Here is a 23,786-nt window from a genome sequence, read left to right on the forward strand (position 1 = left end):
GCCAACTCTGTCTCTGTACCCTACATACAGAGGCGGCGTATCAGCATAACCAGAGGGCAGTCTATGAATAGCTCAACTAATGCAGCAAAACGCTGGTGGTACATTATGCCAATCGTGTTTATCACGTATAGCCTGGCGTACCTTGACCGTGCGAACTTCAGCTTCGCCTCCGCCGCCGGTATCAACGAGGACCTCGGCATTACCAAAGGGATCTCTTCCCTGCTGGGCGCTCTGTTTTTCCTCGGCTATTTCTTCTTTCAGATCCCAGGCGCGATTTACGCAGAACGGCGCAGCGTACGAAAACTGATTTTTGTCTGTCTGATCCTCTGGGGCGCATGCGCGTCGTTAACCGGTATGGTCAGCAATATTCCAATGCTTGCCGCCATCCGCTTTATTCTTGGCGTCGTTGAAGCCGCGGTGATGCCCGCAATGCTGATTTATATCAGCAACTGGTTTACGAAATCCGAGCGCTCGCGCGCTAACACTTTCCTGATCCTCGGTAACCCGGTTACCGTCCTGTGGATGTCTGTGGTTTCCGGTTATCTGATCCAGGCGCTGGGCTGGCGGGAAATGTTTATCATCGAGGGCTTCCCGGCCATCATCTGGGCGTTCTGCTGGTGGGTATTGGTAAAAGACAAACCGTCTCAGGTCGGCTGGCTGTCAGAATCTGAAAAAGCCGCCCTTCAGGCGCAACTGGAAAAAGAGCAGCAAGGCATCAAAGCCGTGCGTAACTATAGCGAGGCCTTCCGCTCACGTAACGTCATCCTGCTGTGCATGCAGTATTTCGCCTGGAGTATTGGCGTCTATGGTTTTGTCCTGTGGCTACCGTCGATTATCCGCAACGGCGGCGCAAATCTGGGCATGGTAGAGGTTGGCTGGCTGTCATCCGTACCTTATCTGGCGGCGACGGCGGCGATGATCCTCGTCTCCTGGGCCTCCGATAAGCTGCAAAACCGTAAACTGTTTGTCTGGCCGCTGTTATTGATAGCCGCTTTCGCTTTTATCGGCTCCTGGGCCGTGGGTGCAGACCACTTCTGGATTTCTTACACGCTGTTAGTTATTGCGGGTGCGGCAATGTACGCCCCATATGGCCCCTTCTTCGCCATCATCCCGGAAATGCTGCCGCGCAACGTCGCCGGGGGTGCAATGGCGCTGATCAACAGCATGGGCGCGCTAGGCTCATTCTTTGGTTCATGGTTTGTCGGCTACCTCAATGGCGCAACCGGCAGCCCATCCGCCTCGTACATTTTTATGGGGGTGGCGCTTTTTGTCTCAGTATGGCTAACTTTAATTGTTAAGCCTGCTAATAATCAGCAATTACCTATTGGCGCACGCCACGCTTAAATTTTAACTTACGGAGATTCGCATGAAGCCGTCCATTATTCTCTATAAAGCGTTACCTGACGATTTACTGCATCGCCTGGAAGAGCATTTTACTGTGACTCATGTGCCTAACCTGCGCCCGGAAACGGTCGCACAGCACGCCGAGGCTTTTGCCAACGCGGAAGGTCTGCTGGGTTCCAGTGAAGCTGTCAATACCGCCCTACTGGAGAGAATGCCCAGGCTTCGTGCGACATCCACGATTTCCGTAGGTTATGACAACTTCGACGTCGATGCCCTCAACGCGCGCAAGGTGCTGTTGATGCACACGCCAACCGTGCTGACGGAAACTGTCGCCGATACGGTAATGGCGCTGGTGTTAAGCACCGCTCGCCGCGTAGTAGAAGTTGCTGAACGGGTGAAAATTGGCGAGTGGACCAAAAGTATCGGGCCGGACTGGTTTGGTACGGATGTACACCACAAAACGCTGGGGATTGTCGGCATGGGCCGTATTGGTCTGGCGCTGGCGCAACGCGCGCATTTTGGTTTTAGCATGCCGATTCTTTATAACGCGCGCCGTCATCACCAGGAGGCGGAAGAACGCTTCAACGCGCGTTACTGCGACCTCGATACGCTGTTGCAGGAGTCCGATTTCGTCTGCCTGATCCTGCCGTTAACCGCAGAAACGCATCATCTGTTTAGTACCGAACAGTTTGCCAAAATGAAGTCCTCCGCCATTTTCATTAACGCCGGGCGTGGGCCGGTGGTCGATGAAAAAGCGCTGATTGCCGCCCTGCAAAGCGGGGAAATTCATGCCGCAGGCCTGGATGTGTTTGAGCAGGAGCCATTACCGGCAGACTCACCGTTATTAGCGTTGCCAAACGTGGTAGCCGTACCGCACATAGGTTCAGCGACGCATGAAACGCGCTATAACATGGCGGCCTGTGCGGTGGATAACTTAATCGATGCGCTGCAAGGACGCGTTGAGAAGAACTGCGTGAACCCGCAGGTCGCGCCATAAACAAAAGGCCGGGTAGCGATTACGCTTACCCGGCCTTTTATGTATTACAGCGCCTTCATTACTGAGCGGCATTCACCGCAGCAGTCCAGGCCTGATTAAATGCCTGATGCTGAGAGGCCAACGGGCCAATCAGCGTGTTGTACTGACTTGCCTGCTGTGAAGTTGGGAACTGGATACCGTTAGCGACAAAGCTCACCTGCGTATCCTGCTGTGCCACAAAATCACCGACCTGTACTAACTGCTGCGTGAAGATTTGCGCGGCAGGGATCAGCGACTGTAGCGCCTCTGAAGGTACAGTGACGACTTTATTGTAGACCTGGTCAAAGACCGGCTTCAGATCCTCGCCCTGCTTCAGCGCGCCATGCGCAGCATCTGCCTGCAGTTTCGCATTCTGCAACTGTTGCCCTAATACGCCCAACGCACCATTTGCCTGACGCAGCGGTTCACGCTGAGTCACATAATCCTGAGGAACACGAATCGCATTTACGCTATCAACCACCGGGCGCAGACCGGAGTCCATTGCCTGATTAACCTGCTGCGAATAGCCATACAGAATCGCGTAATCGGACACAAACGGGCCAAACTGTTTTTTCTGATCGGCGGTCAGCGTTGGTAAACGCTCTCCGCTACGCATTGCAGTATTCTGCAGAAAATCGATAAACGCTTTGCGTTGATCGCCTTCTTTATCAAAACACCCACTCAGGCCAACTACCATTAAGAGCGCCAAAACAGGCGCAAACCAGCGAGAGCAGGACTTACCTGTCGCCATTTTAATACTCCTTTCACCCAAAAATGCGCACAACGACACCCGCGTGCCTGACGTTGACAAGGATAGTCCAGGTCAGCCCCGCAAGATACCCTTTCCGCGTAATCTTGTGGGGGAAAATAACCGCTCCCGCCACCCATCGTTTTGCTAAACAATGCTCCATTTACCACACGACGTCATATTTTAGTCATCTTTACAATCGGGATCGATCGTTCGCAGATCACGACCTTTATCAGTTCGTTAGCCTGCAAAAGATTGTCGACCCCGATCCGCTGAAACGAATCCATCACGCAAACCTAAAATCCGGCTTCATTTTTTCCGACTACTCTTAATGAGCTTCGATGAAATTCACGATCCCGCTGTGTGATTTGTAGGAGTTCTCAATGGAATACAAAGATCCTATGTTTGAACTGCTGAGCAGTCTGGAGCAGATTGTTTTTAAAGATGTATCGCAGACGGTTACTCTGACGCAAAAAACCAACCCTTTCACCGAATTTGAACAGCTACGACGAGGGACAGGTTTAAAAACAGATGATTTTGCCCGAGTGATGGGCGTGACGGTCGCGACGGTTCATGAATGGGAGTCTAAACGCGTAAAGCCTTCCAATACCGAATTGAAGTTAATGCGCCTGATTCAGGCAGACCCAAGATTAAGTAAGCAACTGATGGATTGAACTATTTTTTAATTTTACTTATGAACGGTCCTGTAAAAGGGCCGTTCCCTTAAGGGGGTTATCCACAAAAAAGAAAATAGTAGTTGCATCCACATGCGTAAAATGAGTTAATGCCCTCAACGGTTTGACGTACAGACCATTACAGCAGTTAGTAAGGCAAGTCCCTTCAAGAGTTATCGTTGATACCCTTCGTAGTGAGCATTTCCTTTACTGTTAAAAAATCTGTAAAGCACGCCATATCGCCGAAAGGCACACTTATTTTTTAAAAGGTAATACACTATGTCCGGTAAAATGACTGGTATCGTAAAATGGTTCAACGCTGACAAAGGTTTCGGCTTCATCACTCCTGACGATGGCTCTAAAGACGTGTTCGTACACTTCTCTGCTATCCAGAACGATGGCTACAAATCTCTGGACGAAGGTCAGAAAGTTTCCTTCACCATCGAAAGCGGCGCTAAAGGCCCGGCAGCTGGCAACGTAACCAGCCTGTAAGCTTAAAAAGCTCAAAATTCTGAATCCCTGCCAAACGGCGGGGATTTTTTTTATCTGTACTTCGCAAGACTCCCCGCCCAAACGCTTCTTTGCATTACTTTACCCGTCCTCCCTTTGACCTTTCCCTAAGGGCAAGCTTTATAGTGAGCCAGTCTGTATTCCACAATATTCACAAGGAATTGAAGCTATGTCGAAATCCTCACTGCTGCTGGTTTTAGGTTTGCTCACAACCGGTAGCGCGTTCGCAGCAACTCCGGAAGCTGCTTTTCTGGCGGAACACGGGCTCAGCGGTAAATCCGTCGAGCAAATCGTCGAGACCATTGACCAGTCGCCACAGAACCGCCCGCTGCCGTACTCAGCATCTATCACCAGTACCGAACTGAAGCTCTCTTCGGGCGATCAGATTTATACCCTACCGCTCGGTGACAAGTTCTATCTGTCATTTGCCCCTTATGAATGGCAAACACATCCTTGCTTCAACCACAGCCTTTCTGGCTGCCAGGGCGAAATGCCGGAGAAGGCATTCAATGTCAAAGTGACGGATAACAAGGGTGAGGTGGTGGTACAAAAAGTGATGAAGAGTGGTCGAAATGGCTTCGTCGGGGTATGGCTACCGCGCAATATGGCAGGCACAATCGCGGTAAGTTACAACGGTAAAACGGCGGAGTATCCCATCAAGACGATGGAAGACAGCCAGACCTGTCTGACAAAATTACAGCTGCGCTAACAACATACAAAAAAGCCGGATGGCACAATGCTTATCCGGCTTTTTCTAAGTCAGCTCAGGAGCGTTACTGCAGCAGAGAAATATCCGCTACGCGCAGGAACAGTTCGCGCAGTTTTGCGAGCATAGACAGACGGTTAATACGCAGATCTTTATCTTCCACGTTGACCATCACTTTCTCGAAGAACGCATCAACCGGTTCACGCAGTTCCGCCAACTCAACCAGCGCTTCCTGGTAACGACCAGCTGCAAAGACAGGCTCCAGCTTATCGCGCAGCACCACAACCTGCAGCGCCAGCGCAATTTCTTCCGGCTCTTTCAGCGTTGCCGAATTTACGCGGTCATTCAGCGTCTCTTCAGACTTCGCCAGGATGTTCGATACACGCTTGTTCGCTGCAGCCAGCGCGGACGCGGCCTCCAGCGTACGGAAGTGCGAAACCGCCTTCATACGTGCGTCGAAATCAGCCGGACGAGTCGGACGACGCGCCAGTACTGCCTGAATGGTATCGACGGTGTAACCTTCATCCTGATACCAGGCGCGGAAGCGACCAAGCATAAAGTCGATCACATCATCCACCACGTTGGCGTTAGTCAGCTTGTCGCCATACAGACGAACAGCTTCTTCGGTCAACGTTTGTAGATCCAGATTCAGGTTCTTCTCAACGATGATACGCAGTACGCCCAGCGCGGCACGACGCAGCGCAAACGGGTCTTTGTCGCCTTTTGGATGCTGACCGATACCGAAGATACCCGCCAGGGTGTCCATCTTATCGGCAATCGCCACGGCACAGGCAACCGGGTTAGACGGCAGGTCATCACCGGCAAAACGCGGCTGATACTGCTCGTTCAGCGCCACAGCGACATCTTCCGCTTCACCATCGTGACGCGCGTAGTGCATGCCCATCACGCCCTGAGTATCGGTGAACTCGAAGACCATGTTGGTCATCAGGTCGCACTTGGACAGCAGGCCAGCACGCGTTGCGTGGTTAACGTCAGCGCCAATCTGACCAGCAATCCAGCCCGCCAGCTCCTGGATACGGTCAGTCTTGTCGCGCAGCGTACCCAGTTGCTGTTGGAACAGCACGGTTTGCAGACGCGGCAGATGGTCTTCCAGACGTTTTTTACGGTCAGTATTGAAGAAGAATTCGGCATCCGCCAGACGCGGACGAACCACCTTCTCGTTACCGGAGATGATTTGCTGCGGGTCTTTGGATTCGATGTTGGCAACGAAGATAAAATTCGGCAGCAGTTTGCCGTCGTTCGCGTATACCGGGAAGTACTTCTGGTCACCTTTCATGGTGTGTACCAGCGCTTCGGACGGAACAGCGAGGAATTTTTCTTCGAACTTCGCGGTCAGCACGACCGGCCATTCCACCAGCGAGGTGACTTCTTCCAGCAGGCTTTCACTCAGATCGGCGTTGCCGCCAATTTTACGCGCCGCGTCTTCGGCATCGGCTTTGATTTTGGCTTTACGCTCAGCGTAATCCGCAATCACTTTGCCGCGCTCACGCAGAATTTCAGGGTACTGACCGGCATTATCGATGGTGAACTCCGGCTCACCCATAAAGCGATGCCCGCGGATCACGCGATCGGACTGAATACCCAGAATAGTTGCCGGAATAACTTTGTCGCCCAGCAGCAACGTCACGGTGTGAACCGGACGCACGAAGTGAACGTCAGACGCGCCCCAGCGCATCAGTTTCGGGATCGGCAGCTTCGCCAGTGAGGTGGCGATCATGTTAGGCAGCAACGCTTCAGCGCTTTCGCCTTTCACATGCGCGCGATACAGCAGCCACTCGCCTTTGTCGGTGGTCAGACGCTCAGCCTGATCAACCGTGATGCCACAGCCACGCGCCCAACCTTCGGCCGCTTTGCTCGGTTTACCTTCGGCGTCAAACGCCTGGGCGATAGCCGGGCCGCGTTTTTCTACTTCACGGTCGGGTTGTGCTTCAGCCAGGGCAGCGACTTTCAACGCCAGACGACGCGGCGCGGCGAACCACTCCACGTTGCCGTGCGCGATGCCAGCATTATCCAGCTCCGCGGTAAAGTTCGCAGCAAAGGACTCAGCCAGGCTGCGCAGTGCTTTTGGTGGCAGCTCTTCAGTGCCGATTTCCACCAGAAAAGTTTTCTCAGACATGGCCGCCTCTTATTTGTCTTTGTTGCACATCGGGAAGCCAAGGGCTTCACGGGAAGCGTAGTAAGCTTCTGCCACTGCTTTGGTCAGGGTGCGAATACGCAGGATATAGCGCTGACGCTCGGTGACGGAGATGGCTTTACGCGCATCCAGCAGGTTGAAGCTATGGGCGGCTTTCAGAATACGTTCATACGCAGGCAGCGGCAGCGGATTTTCCAGCGCCAGCAGCTGCTGCGCTTCTTTCTCGTACTGCTCGAAGCAGGTGAACAGGAAGTCCACGTCGGCGTATTCGAAGTTGTAGGTGGATTGCTCCACTTCGTTCTGATGGAACACGTCGCCGTAAGTGGTTTTACCCAGCGGGCCGTCGCTCCAGACCAGGTCGTAAACGCTGTCTACGCCCTGAATGTACATGGCCAGACGTTCCAGACCGTAGGTAATTTCCCCGGTCACTGGTTTACATTCCAGACCACCAACCTGCTGGAAGTAGGTGAACTGCGTGACTTCCATGCCGTTCAGCCACACTTCCCAACCCAGACCCCAGGCACCCAGCGTTGGGTTTTCCCAGTTATCTTCCACGAAACGGATATCGTGAATGGTCGGGTCCATACCCAGCTCTTTCAGAGAACCCAGGTACAGCTCCTGAATGTTGTCCGGAGACGGCTTAATCACTACCTGGAACTGATAGTAGTGCTGTAAGCGGTTCGGGTTTTCGCCATAGCGGCCGTCGGTCGGACGACGAGAAGGCTGCACATAAGCAGTCGCCATCGGTTCCGGCCCCAGCGCCCGCAGGCAGGTCATTGGGTGAGATGTCCCCGCGCCGACTTCCATGTCCAATGGTTGAACGATGGTGCAGCCCTGGCGAGCCCAGTAATCCTGTAAGGTCAGGATCAAGCCCTGGAAGGTCCTGGTATCAAACTTTTGCATATTATTTCGTGCTGGATACGTGTGGATTTAAAGGAAGCGGTCAGTATACCCGCTGGCTGCAAGATATACAGTACGAAACGGGAAAAAGGGGGAACTTAGCGCATGGAAAGGTGTAAAAACTGCCCGTCTGCATCAAAAGAGCAGACAAAACTCTCTTTACGGAAGGTAGAACCACGCATCTCATAGCTGCCCTGAAATTGTTCCAGACCGGAGATATCAATTTTCTGCACACCAATGTTGTAGATTTGTGCCGCCTCATTTTTACACAGTGACTCCATATCCAGCGAACGTGTTGCACTGACTTTGATCTTTTGCGCCTTCTGCGCGGGTGCAGGCGGCTGGGTGTCGGCGCACGCAACCAGTAAAAGGGTAACGATCGCGGAAAAGAAATACTTCATCATCATTTTATTACCGCCTGGTTTGCTGGTCAGTCTTATTATTAAGTGTCTGGAAACGGATGCTATTTTGAGAATCTCATCAGACCATCTCAAGCTTTAGCGTAAGAACTCGGATTTTTCCAGTGAGCTACGCTCGCAAATTTTCGGTCAGACTTTTTTTAATGGATACAGAGGAACTGATGCAGCCCAAAATATTCTGGATTGATAACCTGCGCGGGATAGCCTGTCTCATGGTTGTGATGATCCACACCACGACCTGGTACATCACCAATGCGCAAAGCGTCAGCCCATTGAATTGGGATCTGGCCAATGTGCTCAATTCAGCTTCTCGCGTCAGCGTCCCGTTGTTCTTTATGATTTCGGGCTATCTGTTTTTTGGCGAGCGCAGCGCCAAACCGCGCCATTTCATGCGCATTGCGCTCTGCATCCTGTTTTATAGCAGCGTGGCGCTGGCCTACATCCTGCTGTTTACCTCGATCAACGCTGAGCTGTCGCTGAAAAACCTGCTGCAAAAGCCGGTGTTCTATCACCTGTGGTTTTTCTTCGCGATCGCCGTAATCTACCTGGTTTCCCCGCTGATACAGGTAAAAAATATCAGCGGCAAGATGCTGCTGGCGCTTATGGTGGTGATTGGGGTGATTGCCAATCCCAATACCGTCTCACAAAAAATTGGCGGTTTTGAGTGGCTTCCCATCAACCTGTACATCAGTGGCGACACGTTCTACTACATCGTGTACGGTATGCTAGGCCGAGCGATTGGTATGATGGATACGCACAAGCGCGCACTTACCTGGCTCTGTGCGGCGTTGTTTATCACCGCAGTGTTTATTATTTCTCGAGGCACGTTGCATGAACTGCGTTGGCGAGGCAATTTTGCCGATACCTGGTATCTCTATTGCGGCCCGGCGGTGTTTATTTGTGCAGCCTCCCTCCTGACGCTGGTCAAAAATACGCTCAGTACGCGCACTCTGCCGGTACTGGGCCTTATTTCCCGCCACTCCCTGGGCATTTATGGCTTTCATGCGCTGATCATTCACGCGCTACGCACCAACGGTGTAGAACTCAAAAACTGGCCGCCGCTGGATATGCTATGGATTTTTAGCGCCACGCTGGCGGGAAGTTTACTGTTGTCTGTATTGTTGCAGCGCATCGATACGCGCAGACTGGTGAGCTAACAATAAAAGCCCTCGATCGGTAACCATCGAGGGCATACGATCACTCCGTAAAATCGTCTGCGACTGCCAGCGTTTCTTTTGGATGCTCAAAGCCACTATCACGGATATTTTTCTGCACCGCAACGGTACCAAACAGGCTTAAAAAGAAGGCCAGGCCGTAAAACCCTTTCTCGTTTAGCAGCAGCGTGGCATTCCACAAACCGATAACCAACAACGCAACCGCAATAATAAACGCGGCAAGACAGGTTATGTAGTAAATCGGCGTAGTCGGGATCCCCTCATATTTATCCCGTACCGTCTTTTGATACGACGCAGCAGAAAACAAACCAAGCACCAAAACAGCAAAGTAATACCCCTTTTCGTTCAACTGCATATCGGCATTCCACAACCCCAGCAGATAAACCACAATGCCGCCGAGAAGCGCGACCCATGACACAATACTAAATGCCGGTGAATAAGTTGATGTCCTGTTTTCCATTTAGAGGTCCTGTCCTTTAGATAAATATTCTGCTGAACGCATGAGTAAAACTTGCCCCAGTAAACATACGATGAATGCCACCGGGAACAGCCCCTTTTCGAGGGGGGATAATGGGACATTCAATACGCCCACCAACAGCACCCCGACCGTGATGAGCGCCACCATCTGACATACAGAGGCGAAGTGTTCATCGTTCTGATTGAGATTTTCTGCACGCTGATAAACGTACGTCACAAACATTCCCGTCATCAGCACGGCGAAAAAATAGCCTTTGCTACTCAATAACGGGCATGCCCGCCATAAGCCAATAACGTAAATAAATGCACCAGAGAAGAATAATATCCATGGCAACAGCCTTGTCGTCTTCATTGGGACCTCCTTATCCATCATGGATACAATATGAATAACCCGCTAAAGACAACACAGAAAAGGTCACTACGCCGGACTTTCAGAATAAATTCATGCGCGCTAATTATTAATTAGATTGAAATATATATTTGATAAATCCCCTCTGTTTACCAGAGGGGATTTAGGGTCAGGACATCAGCGGGTGTAATTGCTGATAGATTTGGCGGAAGGTTTCCCGACGCTGTTGGTAAAGGGCATGGCGCTCGACATCAGGATAATGCGCCTGCTCCAGCGTAAGCTGAGGTAGAAGGTCTGATAATGGCTGCTGCGGATTAATGGCAATTTGCGCCAGACGCGCCGCACCGAGAGCAGGGCCGACATCGCCGCCGGTACGGTAATCCAACTGCAATCCGCTGATGTCAGACAGCATCTGACGCCAGTATTCGCTGCGCGCCCCGCCGCCAATCAGCGTAATGCTGGAGGGCTGCACGCCGCAGGCGTGTACCACGTCCATACCCTCAGCCAATGCAAAACCAACGCCTTCCAGCACCGCCTGTGCCAGCTCCGCCGGACCATGCTGATGCGTCAGACCGAAAAATACGCCCTTCGCCTGCGGGTTGTTGTGCGGCGTACGTTCACCGGACAGATAGGGTAAAAACCAGACCGGCTCAGCGTGTTCATCCGCCTGTTGCGCTGCGGCAATCAACGCAGGAACGCTCGCCAGTCCGGTTAATTTTGCCGCCCAGTCCAGGCAGGATGCCGCACTTAACATCACGGACATCAGGTGCCATCGTTCAGGCAATGCATGGCAAAAGCTATGGACCGCGCTTTCCGGTTTGCAGAGAAAGCCGTCGCTGACCGCAAAATAGACCCCGGAAGTACCCAGCGATAGCATCGCCTGACCGGCATTCATCATGCCCACGCCAACCGCCCCCGCTGCGTTATCCCCACCTCCGGCGACCACCGCAACCTCCTGCATTCCCCAGGCCCTGGCGACTGCTGGCAACAATGTTCCGGTAATCTCACTGCCTTCATAGAGCGCAGGCATATGCGCACGAGTCAGCTTACAGGCTTCCAGCATGACATCACTCCAGTCACGCTTCGCAACATCCAGCCACAGGGTACCAGCCGCATCAGACATATCGCTGGCGAAATCGCCGGTCATACGCAGGCGCAGGTAGTCTTTCGGCAGCAGGACTTTATCAACCCGGCTAAAAATCTCCGGTTCGTGGCGCTGTACCCACAGCAGCTTTGGCGCGGTAAAGCCAGGCATCATCAGGTTGCCGGTGATGGCACGAGACTGCGGAACCAGGCTCTCCAGCATGACGCACTCTTCGGCGCAGCGACCATCGTTCCACAGGATAGCCGGGCGCAATACCTTCTGTTGTTCATCCAGTAGCGTCGCGCCGTGCATCTGTCCGGCAATTCCCAACGCTTTCACCTCGCGAAGTGAATGCTGCCGACCCAGAGCTTTCACAGCGCGATCCGTTGCCAGCCACCACTGCTCTGGGTCTTGTTCTGACCATAACGGGTGCGGGCGCGAGACGGTGAGTTTCTCTGTTTGCGAAGCGACCACATCGCCCTGCTCATTGAGCAGAATGGCCTTTACGCCTGATGTGCCAAGATCTATCCCGATATACATAGGGCATCGTTCCTTAAAGAAAGGCCCGGTCGCGCGAGCTGACCGGGCTTACGGACATGCTCAGAGACCCGTTATTTGTCGAACAAATAATGGTTCACCAGATTTTCCAGCAATTCCTGATGACCGCTCTGGTGCACTGGCGCCAGGTTGTGTTGTTCAGCGTACTGCGCAATTTCCGTCAGCGTCATCTGCCCTTTCAGAATTTGCTGGCCCAGCTCACCATTCCAACCGGCATAACGTTTAGCCACGCGCTGATCCAGACCACCGTCTTCAATCATACGCGCCGCAATTTTCAGCGACAGCGCCATGGTATCCATCGCGCCAATATGACCATAGAACAGATCGTATTTATCGGTACTCTGACGACGAACCTTGGCATCGAAGTTCAGACCACCGGTGGTGAAGCCGCCGGCTTTCAGGATTTCGTACATCACCAACGCATTCTCTTCTACGCTATTCGGGAACTGGTCAGTGTCCCAGCCCAGTTGCGCGTCCCCACGGTTGGCATCGACAGAGCCAAACAGGCCCAGTGCGATAGCGGTGGCGATTTCGTGATGGAACGAGTGACCCGCCAACGTGGCGTGGTTGGCTTCGATATTCAGTTTGATCTCTTTTTCCAGACCGAACTGCTTGAGGAATCCGTATACGGTCGCCGCATCGTAATCGTACTGGTGCTTGGTCGGTTCCTGCGGCTTCGGTTCGATAAGCAAAGTGCCCTGGAAACCAGTTTTGTGTTTGTGTTCCACGACCAGTTGCATGAAGCGGCCAATTTGCTCACGTTCCTGCCGCAGATCGGTATTCAGTAGCGTTTCATAGCCTTCACGACCGCCCCACAGAACGTAGTTTTCACCGCCTAATTTATGCGTGGCATCCATAGCCGTAACCACCTGCGTGGCGGCCCAGCTGAACACTTCTGGATCCGGGTTCGTGGCCGCGCCCGCGCCGTAACGTGGGTTGGTGAAGCAGTTTGCCGTTCCCCACAGCAGCTTCACGCCGCTCTGCTCCTGTTTTGCTGCCAGTACATCAACCATCTGCGCAAAATTGTTTTTGTACTCTTTCAGCGACGCGCCTTCCGGCGAGACATCCACGTCATGGAAGCAGTAGTAGGGCACGTTCAGTTTGTGGAAAAACTCGAACGCCACGTCCGCCTTGCGCTTCGCTAATTCCAGCGCTTCACCGGGCTGCTGCCACGGACGATCGAAGGCACCCATACCGAACATATCCGCACCGTTCCAGCAGAAGGTATGCCAGTAGCAGGCAGCAAAACGCAGATGATCTTCCATGCGCTTGCCCAACACGATTTCGTCTGGGTTGTAATGACGAAATGCGAGCGGGTTGGTGGACTGAGTTCCTTCAAAACGTACACGATCGAGTTGGTCAAAATAAGCCGGCATAATAAGCTCCATAATCAGGTAATACGGCAAGTAAACTGCGATATGGCTATACTGGAATTTCCTGATTTATTGCTCAATTACGTTATTTCACACCGCGATTAAGAGAATACCCAAACGTGCGCTGGCTCCCAAAAAAACGCGCTGAAAAAAGAAATAAAAAGGCGATCACGATCGAAGGTTAGCCATTAAACAAAAAACCGTAATGCGCAGATAAAAAATGACAATTGTCATCCCGCTAGCAGTATGTAAATTTTGCGTAGCCTCAGGCAATCAGGAAATTTGTCACGCTTCATCAAGCAGTCGTACCTGCGGTTTTGCTAGTATCGACAGGCCCACGTTAACCTTTCCAGGACAGGTTCTTATGTTTGATAAACGTCACCGCATCACTCTGTTATTTAATGCCAATAAAGCCTATGACCGCCAGGTGGTAGAAGGAGTGGGTGAATATTTACAGGCATCGCAATCCGAGTGGGATATATTCATTGAGGAAGATTTCCGCGCCCGTATCGATAATATTAAAGACTGGTTGGGCGATGGCGTTATTGCTGATTATGACGATGATGATATTGCGCAATTACTTGTCGATGTCGATGTTCCGATCATCGGCGTTGGGGGTTCCTACCATCTGCAGCAAGATTATCCATCAGTACATTACATTGCCACCGACAACCACGCGCTGGTAGAAAGCGCTTTCCTGCATCTGAAAGAGAAAGGGATTAACCGCTTTGCGTTTTACGGCCTGCCTTCCTCAAGCGGTAAACGCTGGGCCGCAGAACGTGAATATGCGTTTTGCCAGTTGGTTGCCAAAGAGAAGTACCGCGGCGTCGTCTATCAGGGGCTGGAAACCGCACCGGAGAACTGGCAGCACGCGCAAAATAGGCTGGCGGACTGGCTGCAAACTCTGCCGCCGCAAACCGGCATTATCGCGGTCACCGACGCGCGGGCACGACACGTCCTGCAAGTCTGTGAACACCTGCATATTCCCGTACCGGAAAAACTGTGCGTGATAGGGATAGACAACGAAGAATTGACCCGTTACCTGTCACGGGTAGCGCTGTCATCCGTGGCTCAGGGAGCCAGACAGATGGGCTATCAGGCCGCAAAACTCCTGCATCGTATGCTGGCGAATGAAGAACTGCCGCTGCAACGCATTCTGGTTCCACCGGTGCGTGTTGTAGAACGTCGTTCAACCGATTACCGCTCCTTGACCGATCCAGCGGTAATTCAGGCGATGCACTTTATTCGTAATCATGCCTGTAAAGGCATTAAGGTTGAACAAGTGTTGGACTCAGTAGGGATTTCACGTTCGAATCTGGAGAAACGCTTTAAAGAAGAGGTCGGAGAGACCATTCACGCCGTGATTCATGCCGAAAAGCTGGAAAAGGCACGCAGCCTGTTGATTTCTACCACGCTTTCAATCAACGAAATTTCACAGATGTGCGGCTACCCATCTCTGCAGTATTTCTATTCGGTATTCAAGAAAGAGTACGACACGACGCCAAAAGAGTATCGCGATGTGAACAGTGAAGTTTTGCTATAAGGATGATAGCCGGAGGGCGAAGTCGCCATCCGGCACTCGAAATTACATATGCGCGGCGATTAAACGCTGGTTGTCCTGATACATTGCGAACAGATAGTTGTTATAACTCTGTCCCTTAGTGGAATAACCCTTCAGCTTATGGATCATCGCGGTGGCGGTGACTTCCTGATCGGCTTTACGCAACTGCGCACGTGACTTACGGAAGGAAGAGTAGGCCGGATGCGTATTCAAATTAATGACGTAAGCATTCACCGACTCTTTCACTGATTCAAATTGTGAGTAGCCTTTGACCTTACCCGGTGCATTGTTACAACGACCCTTGCCGCATTTCATGCCAAACAGGTTGTTGTTGCTACGCGCCAGCTTCGACGTACCCCAGCCGCTTTCTGCCGCAGCCATGGTTGCCACCATACTGGTCGGGATAATGTCTACACGCTCAAGCAGCGTGTTCCACGGAATTTTACGCGTGTTACCAGACCAGTTCACCTTGTAGCGCTTCGCGATGTCTTTCATACGCGTACGCTCAGTCGGTGACCAGCGGTTCTGGTACTGTTTTGAAATCAGCCAGTTACGGTCCGCCGTAATGGCAGCATTTTGACTGGTAATATAAGGCATAACCGTCCGGAGAAACGCTTTTTTCCTTGGTGTTCCGGAAGGGTATTTTCGCAAATCAGGAAGTGAACTACTCTTTGCACTATTGCGAGAATACTCTTGTTTACTGCTAACCTGTTTATTACTTGCCTTGGTTATCTGGGGCTTGTGACTCGTTGTCGCCGTGTGTGTCTTTGCCAGCACCTCACCCGAAAATGCAACGGTGAGTAACATAAGAATCATTGCCCCATATCGTCGAATGGGAGTCAATATCATTAGGTCTCCTGGTCGGATTTATACATTCCAACACCTTATATTTTTCACAAAAATGAGAGATGAATCTCAAATCATATCAAAAATAGCCGTCAAGAGCACCCACAGGAATAGTCCAATTCTGAAACTATGTCACGTATTAACAATTCTGGGTGCCATTAATTCGAAGAAAATGTGGAGGTTATCGCAAAATAAGTTCATTTTTTGCGCGCGATCGCTCACCCTCACTTCTCCTCCTGGCGGAATCAACTCAAAGGAGGAGTTTCCGGCCTGATTTCACTGGCAAACTGGCGAAAATCGCAGCATCAAGGACAGCACTATGAAACTTGCCGCCGTTGCGCTGGCGCTAATGCCCGGCATTGCCATCGCCTCATCATGGACGTCTCAAGGACTTCCCACCTTCGAAGCGGAAGGTACGGGAAAATTCGTCAGCCATGCAGCGTTGACGAAGGGTACCCGTCCTTTAACCCTAAATTTTGACCAACAGTGCTGGCAGCCTGCTGATGCGATAAAACTCAACCAGATGCTGTCGCTAAAACCTTGTGAAGGCACGCCGCCACAGTGGCGTTTATTCAAAGACGGCGATTACACGCTGGAAATCGATACCCGCTCCGGTACGCCAACGCTGATGCTGTTGGTAAAAAGTGCTAAGGACACCGTCACCACCCAGATTCGCCAATGCCCGAAATGGGACGGTTCACCATTAACGCTGGACGTGAGCCAGACCTTCCCGGAAGGTGCCGTGGTGCGTGATTTCTACAGCCAGCAAACGGCAACGGTAAAAAACGGGTCGATTACCCTACAACCCGCCGCAACCAGTAACGGGCTGTTGCTACTGGAACGGGCGGAAACCGATGCCCCCGCCGCTTTCGACTGGCATAACGCCACGGTGTATTTCGTCCTGACGGACCGCTTTGTGAATGGCGATCCGAGTAACGACCACAGCTATGGGCGTCGCAACGACGGCATGCAGGAAATTGGCACGTTCCACGGTGGCGATTTGCGCGGGCTCGCCAGCAAACTCGACTACCTGCAACAGTTAGGCGTCAACGCCCTGTGGATCAGCGCGCCGTTTGAGCAAATCCACGGCTGGGTCGGCGGTGGCGACAAAGGGGACTTCCCCCACTACGCTTACCACGGCTACTACACCCAGGACTGGACCACGCTTGACGCCAATATGGGAAACGAAGCGGACCTGCGCGCGCTGGTTAATGGCGCACACCAGCGCGGCATCCGTGTCTTGTTTGATGTGGTGATGAACCATACCGGCTACGCCACGCTGGCGGATATGCAGGAGTATCAGTTTGGGGCACTGTACCTATCGGGCGATGAACTGAAAAAAACGCTCGGGGAACGCTGGACGGACTGGCAGCCATCCGCCGGGCAAAGCTGGCACAGTTTCAATGATTACATCAACTTTAGCGATAAAGCTGGCTGGGAAAAATGGTGGGGAAAAAACTGGATCCGCACCGATATTGGCGATTACGACAATCCTGGCTTTGACGACCTGACGATGTCGCTGGCTTTCCTGCCCGATCTGAAAACCGAATCCACCACGCCTTCCGGGCTGCCAAACTTTTATCAGCACAAGCCGGATACGCACGCCAAAGCCATCGCCGGTTACACGCCCCGGGATTATCTGACGCACTGGCTCAGTCAGTGGGTGCGTGATTATGGGATTGACGGCTTTCGGGTCGACACCGCTAAACACGTCGAGCTTCCCGCCTGGCAGCAGCTAAAAACACAAGCCAGCGCGGCGCTGGTCGAATGGAAGAAAGCCAATCCGGAAAAAGCGCTGGATGATAACCCCTTCTGGATGACTGGCGAGGCCTGGGGTCACGGTGTGATGCAAAGCGACTATTACCGTCACGGCTTCGATGCGATGATCAATTTCGACTACCAGGAGCAGGCGGCAAAGGCCGTTGATTGTCTGGCAAATATGGACCCCACCTGGCAGCAGATGGCGGATAAATTGCAGGACTTCAACGTCCTGAGCTATCTCTCCTCGCACGATACACGTCTGTTCCGCGAAGGTGGAGACAACGCCGCCGAGCTATTGCTGCTGGCACCTGGCGCGGTTCAACTCTTTTATGGCGACGAGTCGGCCCGCCCCTTTGGCCCAACCGGCTCAGACCCATTACAGGGTACGCGCTCAGAAATGAACTGGCAGGATGTGACCGGGAAATCTGCCGCCAGCGTCGCCCACTGGCAGCGAATCAGTCAGTTCAGGGCCAGACATCCCGCCATTGGCGCCGGTAAACAAATCACGCTGCCGCTGAAGCAGGGATACGGATTTATTCGTGAGCATGGCGACGATAAGGTGATGGTGGTGTGGGCCGGTCAGCCCTGATCCCGGCAGGCTTCTCGCTGTCCACGCAGCGGGAAGCCTTGCTCAACATTAAAAACCAGCCAAATAAAAATCAGTAGCACAAAATCTCAATCCGGCCTGATACCCCTGATTTGCACCCTGCCATGGGTAGCGCTATGGTTAGCCACTTTACTACTCAGTTCGACAGACCACCTGCTATGACATTCTCACTTTTTGGCGACAAATTTACCCGCCATTCAGGCATCACACGCCTGATGGAGGACCTTAACGACGGTTTACGCACCCCAGGCGCCATCATGCTCGGTGGCGGCAATCCGGCGCAAATTCCAGAGATGCAAAATTACTTTCAGTCTCTGCTGACAGATATGCTGGAAAACGGCAAAGCAACTGATGCGCTTTGCAATTACGATGGTCCACAAGGTAAAACCGAGCTGCTGACTGAGCTGGCGAAACTGCTACGTGAGAAGCAGGGTTGGGATATCGAGCCACAAAATATTGCACTGACAAATGGCAGTCAGAGCGCATTTTTCTACTTATTCAATCTGTTCGCCGGACGCCGCGCCGACGGAACAACGCAAAAAGTGTTGTTCCCGTTAGCTCCGGAATACATTGGCTATGCCGATTCGGGGCTGGAAGAGGATCTTTTTGTCTCCGCGCGTCCAAACATCGAACTGTTACCAGAAGGTCAGTTTAAGTATCACGTTGATTTTGAACACCTGCACATCGGTGAAGAGACGGGCATGATCTGCGTGTCACGTCCGACAAATCCGACAGGCAACGTGATCACCGATGAAGAGCTGATGAAGCTGGACCGGCTGGCCAACCAGCATGGGATCCCGCTGGTGATTGATAACGCCTATGGCGTACCGTTTCCCGGCATCATCTTTAGCGAAGCGCGCCCGCTGTGGAACCCCAACATTGTGCTGTGCATGAGCCTTTCCAAGCTGGGTCTGCCAGGCTCCCGCTGCGGCATCATTATCGCGAATGAAAAAATCATCACCGCCATCACCAACATGAACGGCATTATCAGTCTCGCACCTGGCGGAATGGGTGCGGCAATCATGTGCGAAATGATTAAGCGCAACGACCTTCTGCGTCTGTCCGAGTCGGTGATCAAGCCGTTTTATTATCAGCGCGTTCAGGAGACGATTGCGATCATTCGCCGCTATTTATCTGAAGATCGGTGCCTTATTCATAAACCGGAGGGCGCGATTTTCCTGTGGTTATGGTTCAAAGATTTGCCTATCAGCACCGAACTGTTGTATCAGCGTCTGAAAGCGCGCGGCGTGCTGATGGTTCCTGGTGACTACTTCTTCCCTGGTCTGGATAAACCCTGGCCGCATACGCATCAGTGTATGCGGATGAACTACGTGCCAGAACCGGAGAAAATAGAAGCTGGAGTGAAGATTCTGGCTGAAGAGATCGAACGCGCCTGGCAGGAAGGCTAACGCAAGTCCCGACCTAACCACAGGTCGGGACTCACATTACTGTGGTAGTGAACCCAGGCGCTGGCGCTGAATACTGACGGCATCTATACACTGCAACGCGCTGGTCGGACAGGCTTCGACACACGCGGGTCCCGCATCACGGTGCCAGCATAAATCGCATTTTATCGCCTGCACACGTGACGAGCGGGCGACGACATTCATTGCCCCAAACGGGCAGGCCAGCATACAACTTTTACAGCCAATACAACGCGTCTGTTCAACGAAGATATGCCCATGTTCACGACGAATTGCATGCGTCGGGCAGACATTTGCACAGGGAGCGTCCTCGCATTGATGGCAGGCGACTGCCGTCGTAAAGGCGTCGTCTTTGATCACGCGGATGCGCGGGGTAAACGCAGTGGAAGAGACCGACGCGCAGTCCTGGTTTTGCTGGTGCGCAACGACGCAAGCAACTTCACAGGTACGACACCCAATACATTTTGCCGCATCCGCCATAATAAACTCGTTCATTGCTCCCTCCGTCTGCGTGAAAACCACAGAGTGCCAGAGAGGTTGCCCCTGACGCCTTGATCGGACAGGGGAAACGGTTAAATATTGTCAGGTGCCTGAACAACTATGGCGATCCACCTAATCGCGAGCGGTAAAGCCCAGCTCATTGGAAATGAGCCGGATGACGATGCTTCGGGTCTTATCCAGTCTACCGCATTGAAAAGATTGCCCTCCTTCCTGAGGACAAACGGGTGAGAATCAGAAACGCCAGGTCAGACCGGACATAAAGGTAAAGCTGTCATCACGGTCAACCATCGGGCTATTTTTAATATCATCTGGCAGCGCACTATAGTTGGCGCTGGCCAGCAGCGTCAGATTGCTGGTCAATGCGTATTTAGCGGACAGGCCAACATACGGTGTCCAGCTATCGCCAGGGGAGTAGCTTGATAACCCACTACGGCGAGATTCATTGCCAGAGATGCCGTAGTAATATTCGTTGAAGTTTTCGTCATAGTAGAGCACGCCAATCGCCGGCGTCAGCGTCAGCTTGCCCATCGGCATTTGGCGAAACAGAGACATTTCCCCAACCCAACCGTTGCTGTTGTCCAGCACATCCGCTGCTGCGGAGACTTTCACGCTGCCCCATTTCTCATGGTGATACCATGCAGCACCCGCCATCGCGGTTGCGTCACGCTTGTTCAGTTGCTTCATCGCTTGATCGTCGTTATCACCCGGATCAAACTCAAGCGGCATGTACGAGGCAGTAATGCTGAATTCATTACTTTCATTTTTTGAAAGAATATAACCTAACGTTGTTTGCCTAAAATAAAATGATTCACTTTCATAACTGACAAGCGGTACTGCGTGAACGTTATCATTATATCCACGATAAGGAGATTCGTTATATACAGCGCCGCCGCCAATAGAAAATTCTGCGGCAGTTGCGCTCGCCATAAATGAAAAGGCGAATAGCGCCACAATATTGCGTTTAATTAACATGCCCACATTCCATTTTAAAATAAGATACAAAACGCGTGCATAATAATGCTTACAATTTCATCGATGCAAGATTCATATTTATATAGTAATATATACAAACATATATATATTGGGTTTGGCGATGAACAAATTACAACTCAAACACCGGGAACTGAAGATTATTTCGGTAATTGCTGCCAGTGAAAACATCAGTCATGCCGCTACGGTTCTCGGCATCGCACAAGCCAACGTTAGTAAGTATCTTGCTGATTTTGAATCCAAAGTTGGACTAAAGGTATTTGATCGCACCACTCGACAGCTCACCCTCACACCGTTTGGTACAGCGCTGCTTCCTTACATCAATGACATGTTGGACAGAAACGATCAGCTCAATAATTTCATTGCTGATTATAAGCACGAAAAACGTGGCCGGGTAACCGTATATGCTCCGACGGGCATAATTGCTTATTTATCGCAACATGTGATCGCAAAAATTCAGGATATCGGTGGAATTAGTCTCTCACTTAAAACATGTAACCTGGAACGAAAGGCATTTTTTGAAGGTGTCGACTTCCCTGAAGACTGTGATATTTTAATCACCTATGCCCATCCTAAAGATGAATCTCTGGTTGCCAGTTTCATTACTAAATATGCGGTGACGGCTTTTGCCAGCCCTGAGTATATCAAAGCACATCCTATTAGTAGCCCTGATGAACTGGAAGAACATTCCTGTATCCTGATTGATTCCATGATGATAGATGAGGCTAATATCTGGCGTTTCACTTCTGCCGGAGGCAAGGAGATGCACGATTATCGGGTGACCGGAAATTATGTCTGCGACAATACACAGTCTGCACTGGCGCTGGCACGTAACCATCTGGGCATTGTTTTTGCGCCAAATGCGAGTATCCAAAAAGATATTGAATCCGGGTCGCTGGTTCCATGTTTCTCAGAACAACATGAATGGTGGCTGGATTTGGTGGTGATTTTCCGCAAACGTGAATATCAGCCATGGCGGGTACAGTTTATTCTTGATGAGATGTTGGCAGAGCTCCGCCAGCAACTTACTCAGGCGCTGGAACAGCAGCCTGAGTAAGCGAAATTAGGGACCAGGTTCAAAATGGTAAGCAAAATAGCCTGCGCCTAGTGATCGAGATACAGATAATGCACCCAACTGGTCATACGCAGCAGAACCTTACGCATCACTGACACATGGGTGAAGTGATCAGAATAAACCGCGACCTGCGCATAAATCCCATCAGGCAGAGCGTTCACATCCACATTATCATTCAGCTCAATCGTGGCAATCACCCCTTCCGATCCGGGCGTAGAATTTAAGGATTGCAGCGCCCCATTCGACTGGTATGTCCCCCCCGGTACGGCCGGACTGATGGCAGCCAGTTTGCCGCTGAAAACCTTACCCGGCAGGGCGTTAAACACCACTTCAGCTTCATCGCCTGGCTCCAATCGCAGCAACGAGTTTTGCCGGAACTGGGCGATAATTTGCCGTTTTTGATCCGGAATAAACACCATCACCGGACGCATAGGCAGCGCGGCGGCATAGGTTCCCGGTCGCATCAGCACCTGCGTAACGTAACCATCGCTGGGCGCGCGAACCACTGTCTGGTCCAGGTTGAACTCCGCTTCGGCTAACTGCGCTTTCAGGCTGGCAATTTGCGAATTCTCACCCTGCACCAGGCTGTCTAACTGACTCTGGATTTGCTGTTGTTCCGCAACGGAGGATTTCACTGCTGCTTCCTGCGCCAGATAGTTTTGCCGCGCCGCATCGATATCGCGTTCAGAAAAAGGATTGACCTTCGCCTGACTCCCCTGCGCATAGCGCTGGTAATCTTTAGCTAGCTTGTCACGGGTAGCCTTTGCCCGCTGCGTGTTGGCTTGCATTTCGTCTAACTGCGCCACCAGCACCTGCTCTTTATGTTGTGCAGTGACAATATCAGCTTTCAGGCGATCAACTCGTGCCTGATAACGTCCCGGATTAAGTTTAAACAGTACCTCACCTTTTTTGATCAGCGTATTCTTCTTATCCGTCACTTCCGTCACGACCCCCGTGACCTGCGGTACTACGGGAATAGAAATTACTGCCTTTTGCGCCTTAAATGTATACGGATGGTTATAATTCATCAGTAATATAAGCCCGCAAACAATGAATATACCGCCCAATGCTGCAGTGGGTACTGTCCATTTATTGGCAGGAATTTTAAAAATCTTAAATATTGACCATGCGCACGCCACATAGGTCAGAACGATCAATAAATCCATCGATATTACTCCGCCGGAGAGGTCTTCGCCTCACCCAGTTTCTTTTCCAGATCGGCAACCCTGGCCTGCAACTGGATCAGGGAAGAATCCGCGCTTTGCATACCCCACCCGCGTTCCGGGCGATAAAGCGTTGCCCAGATCCATAAAAAGGGCCAAATGACATGTAAGGTAAACAAACTCACCCAGCCCGCGACATGTATTGCGTCAGCATGAGGATGGTTACGTTTCTTTGCAATGAGATAGGGAATATCATGCAGAATAATAATCCCGTAAAAAATGACCAGGAATACAAAAATAAGCACTCCTAATGCAAAATAATTAAGGAACATATTTGCCTCAGGGATTTAAATTGAAAATTCGGCTGCAAT

The 23,786-nt window shown here is 51.8% G+C and carries 23 protein-coding genes; 10 read left to right on the forward strand and 13 right to left on the reverse strand.

Annotation, left to right across the window (positions count from 1 at the left end):
- Positions 1 to 63: 63 nt before the first annotated feature.
- Positions 64 to 1,344: an MFS transporter gene (locus HV334_RS23545; protein WP_003827389.1), complete on the forward strand. Its 1,281-nt coding sequence runs from the start codon at positions 64 to 66 to the stop codon at positions 1,342 to 1,344.
- A 22-nt stretch (positions 1,345 to 1,366) separates the two neighbouring features.
- Positions 1,367 to 2,341 carry a glyoxylate/hydroxypyruvate reductase GhrB gene (gene ghrB / locus HV334_RS23550; RefSeq protein ID WP_016154914.1) on the forward strand — a complete coding sequence of 325 codons (975 nt, stop codon included), beginning with the start codon at positions 1,367 to 1,369 and terminating at the stop codon, positions 2,339 to 2,341.
- Positions 2,342 to 2,399: 58 nt separating this feature from the next.
- Here ghrB and HV334_RS23555 read toward each other — a convergent pair whose 3' ends face one another.
- A complete protein-coding gene (locus HV334_RS23555; RefSeq protein WP_181220969.1) occupies positions 2,400 to 3,110 on the reverse strand; it encodes a DUF3053 domain-containing protein in 711 nt (236 codons plus the stop codon).
- Positions 3,111 to 3,490: 380 nt separating this feature from the next.
- On the opposite strand from HV334_RS23555, the gene HV334_RS23560 reads away from it, so the two are divergent.
- The 3 genes from HV334_RS23560 to cueP all read left to right on the forward strand — a co-directional run bounded on the left by HV334_RS23560 (position 3,491) and on the right by cueP (position 5,000).
- Complete coding sequence (locus HV334_RS23560) at positions 3,491 to 3,781, forward strand: HTH-type transcriptional regulator (protein WP_016157726.1); 291 nt, start codon at positions 3,491 to 3,493, stop codon at positions 3,779 to 3,781.
- A gap of 279 nt (positions 3,782 to 4,060) precedes the next feature.
- On the forward strand, positions 4,061 to 4,273 hold the full coding sequence (gene cspA / locus HV334_RS23565; RefSeq protein ID WP_000014594.1) for an RNA chaperone/antiterminator CspA: 213 nt from the start codon (positions 4,061 to 4,063) through the stop codon (positions 4,271 to 4,273).
- Positions 4,274 to 4,460: 187 nt separating this feature from the next.
- The gene (gene cueP / locus HV334_RS23570; protein ID WP_046275781.1) at positions 4,461 to 5,000 is read left to right on the forward strand and encodes a copper-binding periplasmic metallochaperone CueP; all 540 of its coding nucleotides are present in this window, start codon (positions 4,461 to 4,463) and stop codon (positions 4,998 to 5,000) included.
- Between the two features lie 64 nt (positions 5,001 to 5,064).
- Here the strand turns inward: cueP and glyS are convergent, their stop codons facing one another.
- The 3 genes from glyS to HV334_RS23585 form a co-directional block, all read right to left on the reverse strand.
- Positions 5,065 to 7,134 (reverse strand): glycine--tRNA ligase subunit beta, encoded by a 2,070-nt coding sequence (glyS, locus tag HV334_RS23575; protein ID WP_181220970.1) that lies wholly within the window; start codon positions 7,132 to 7,134, stop codon positions 5,065 to 5,067.
- 9 nt (positions 7,135 to 7,143) lie between these two features.
- Complete coding sequence (glyQ, locus tag HV334_RS23580) at positions 7,144 to 8,055, reverse strand: glycine--tRNA ligase subunit alpha (protein ID WP_001168551.1); 912 nt, start codon at positions 8,053 to 8,055, stop codon at positions 7,144 to 7,146.
- Positions 8,056 to 8,150: 95 nt separating this feature from the next.
- Positions 8,151 to 8,459, reverse strand: coding sequence for a YsaB family lipoprotein (locus HV334_RS23585; protein ID WP_181220971.1), 309 nt, complete (start codon positions 8,457 to 8,459; stop codon positions 8,151 to 8,153).
- 173 nt (positions 8,460 to 8,632) lie between these two features.
- On the opposite strand from HV334_RS23585, the gene HV334_RS23590 reads away from it, so the two are divergent.
- Positions 8,633 to 9,628, forward strand: coding sequence for an acyltransferase (locus tag HV334_RS23590; RefSeq protein WP_046275799.1), 996 nt, complete (start codon positions 8,633 to 8,635; stop codon positions 9,626 to 9,628).
- A gap of 40 nt (positions 9,629 to 9,668) precedes the next feature.
- On the opposite strand, the gene yiaA is transcribed toward HV334_RS23590, so the two are convergent.
- From yiaA to xylA, 4 genes are all read right to left on the reverse strand, one after another.
- On the reverse strand, positions 9,669 to 10,106 hold the full coding sequence (yiaA, locus tag HV334_RS23595; protein WP_016154922.1) for an inner membrane protein YiaA: 438 nt from the start codon (positions 10,104 to 10,106) through the stop codon (positions 9,669 to 9,671).
- Positions 10,107 to 10,475, reverse strand: coding sequence for an inner membrane protein YiaB (gene yiaB, locus HV334_RS23600; protein ID WP_103766986.1), 369 nt, complete (start codon positions 10,473 to 10,475; stop codon positions 10,107 to 10,109).
- Between the two features lie 166 nt (positions 10,476 to 10,641).
- The gene (gene xylB / locus HV334_RS23605) at positions 10,642 to 12,096 is read right to left on the reverse strand and encodes a xylulokinase (protein WP_047501331.1); all 1,455 of its coding nucleotides are present in this window, start codon (positions 12,094 to 12,096) and stop codon (positions 10,642 to 10,644) included.
- 71 nt (positions 12,097 to 12,167) lie between these two features.
- Positions 12,168 to 13,490 carry a xylose isomerase gene (gene xylA / locus HV334_RS23610; RefSeq protein WP_047501329.1) on the reverse strand — a complete coding sequence of 441 codons (1,323 nt, stop codon included), beginning with the start codon at positions 13,488 to 13,490 and terminating at the stop codon, positions 12,168 to 12,170.
- A gap of 361 nt (positions 13,491 to 13,851) precedes the next feature.
- Here xylA and xylR point away from each other — a divergent pair, with 361 nt between their 5' ends.
- Positions 13,852 to 15,030, forward strand: a complete 1,179-nt coding sequence (gene xylR / locus HV334_RS23615) for a D-xylose utilization transcriptional activator XylR (protein WP_047501327.1) — start codon at positions 13,852 to 13,854, stop codon at positions 15,028 to 15,030.
- 42 nt (positions 15,031 to 15,072) lie between these two features.
- Here the strand turns inward: xylR and HV334_RS23620 are convergent, their stop codons facing one another.
- A complete protein-coding gene (locus HV334_RS23620) occupies positions 15,073 to 15,897 on the reverse strand; it encodes a protein bax (RefSeq protein ID WP_016154930.1) in 825 nt (274 codons plus the stop codon).
- A gap of 316 nt (positions 15,898 to 16,213) precedes the next feature.
- Between HV334_RS23620 and malS the strand changes: the two genes are divergently transcribed.
- Both malS and avtA read left to right on the forward strand, forming a co-directional pair.
- Positions 16,214 to 18,244: an alpha-amylase gene (malS, locus tag HV334_RS23625; RefSeq protein ID WP_181220972.1), complete on the forward strand. Its 2,031-nt coding sequence runs from the start codon at positions 16,214 to 16,216 to the stop codon at positions 18,242 to 18,244.
- Positions 18,245 to 18,378: 134 nt separating this feature from the next.
- Positions 18,379 to 19,671, forward strand: a complete 1,293-nt coding sequence (gene avtA / locus HV334_RS23630) for a valine--pyruvate transaminase (protein WP_249415041.1) — start codon at positions 18,379 to 18,381, stop codon at positions 19,669 to 19,671.
- Positions 19,672 to 19,707: 36 nt separating this feature from the next.
- Here the strand turns inward: avtA and HV334_RS23635 are convergent, their stop codons facing one another.
- Together HV334_RS23635 and HV334_RS23640 are read right to left on the reverse strand one after the other, a co-directional pair.
- Entirely contained in the window at positions 19,708 to 20,181 is a 474-nt protein-coding gene (locus HV334_RS23635; RefSeq protein ID WP_049282797.1) for a 4Fe-4S dicluster domain-containing protein, read from the reverse strand.
- A gap of 237 nt (positions 20,182 to 20,418) precedes the next feature.
- Positions 20,419 to 21,159: a MipA/OmpV family protein gene (locus tag HV334_RS23640; RefSeq protein WP_016154944.1), complete on the reverse strand. Its 741-nt coding sequence runs from the start codon at positions 21,157 to 21,159 to the stop codon at positions 20,419 to 20,421.
- Between the two features lie 121 nt (positions 21,160 to 21,280).
- Here HV334_RS23640 and HV334_RS23645 point away from each other — a divergent pair, with 121 nt between their 5' ends.
- Entirely contained in the window at positions 21,281 to 22,234 is a 954-nt protein-coding gene (locus HV334_RS23645; RefSeq protein ID WP_047501322.1) for a LysR family transcriptional regulator, read from the forward strand.
- A 47-nt stretch (positions 22,235 to 22,281) separates the two neighbouring features.
- Here the strand turns inward: HV334_RS23645 and HV334_RS23650 are convergent, their stop codons facing one another.
- Positions 22,282 to 23,418 carry an HlyD family secretion protein gene (locus HV334_RS23650; RefSeq protein ID WP_016154946.1) on the reverse strand — a complete coding sequence of 379 codons (1,137 nt, stop codon included), beginning with the start codon at positions 23,416 to 23,418 and terminating at the stop codon, positions 22,282 to 22,284.
- Between the two features lie 5 nt (positions 23,419 to 23,423).
- A complete protein-coding gene (locus HV334_RS23655; RefSeq protein ID WP_003024200.1) occupies positions 23,424 to 23,747 on the reverse strand; it encodes a DUF3302 domain-containing protein in 324 nt (107 codons plus the stop codon).
- Positions 23,748 to 23,786: the final 39 nt, after the last annotated feature.

Origin of the sequence: Citrobacter sp. RHBSTW-00944 (assembly GCF_013615435.1) — a bacterium.
Classification (GTDB): Bacteria; Pseudomonadota; Gammaproteobacteria; order Enterobacterales; family Enterobacteriaceae; genus Citrobacter; species Citrobacter braakii.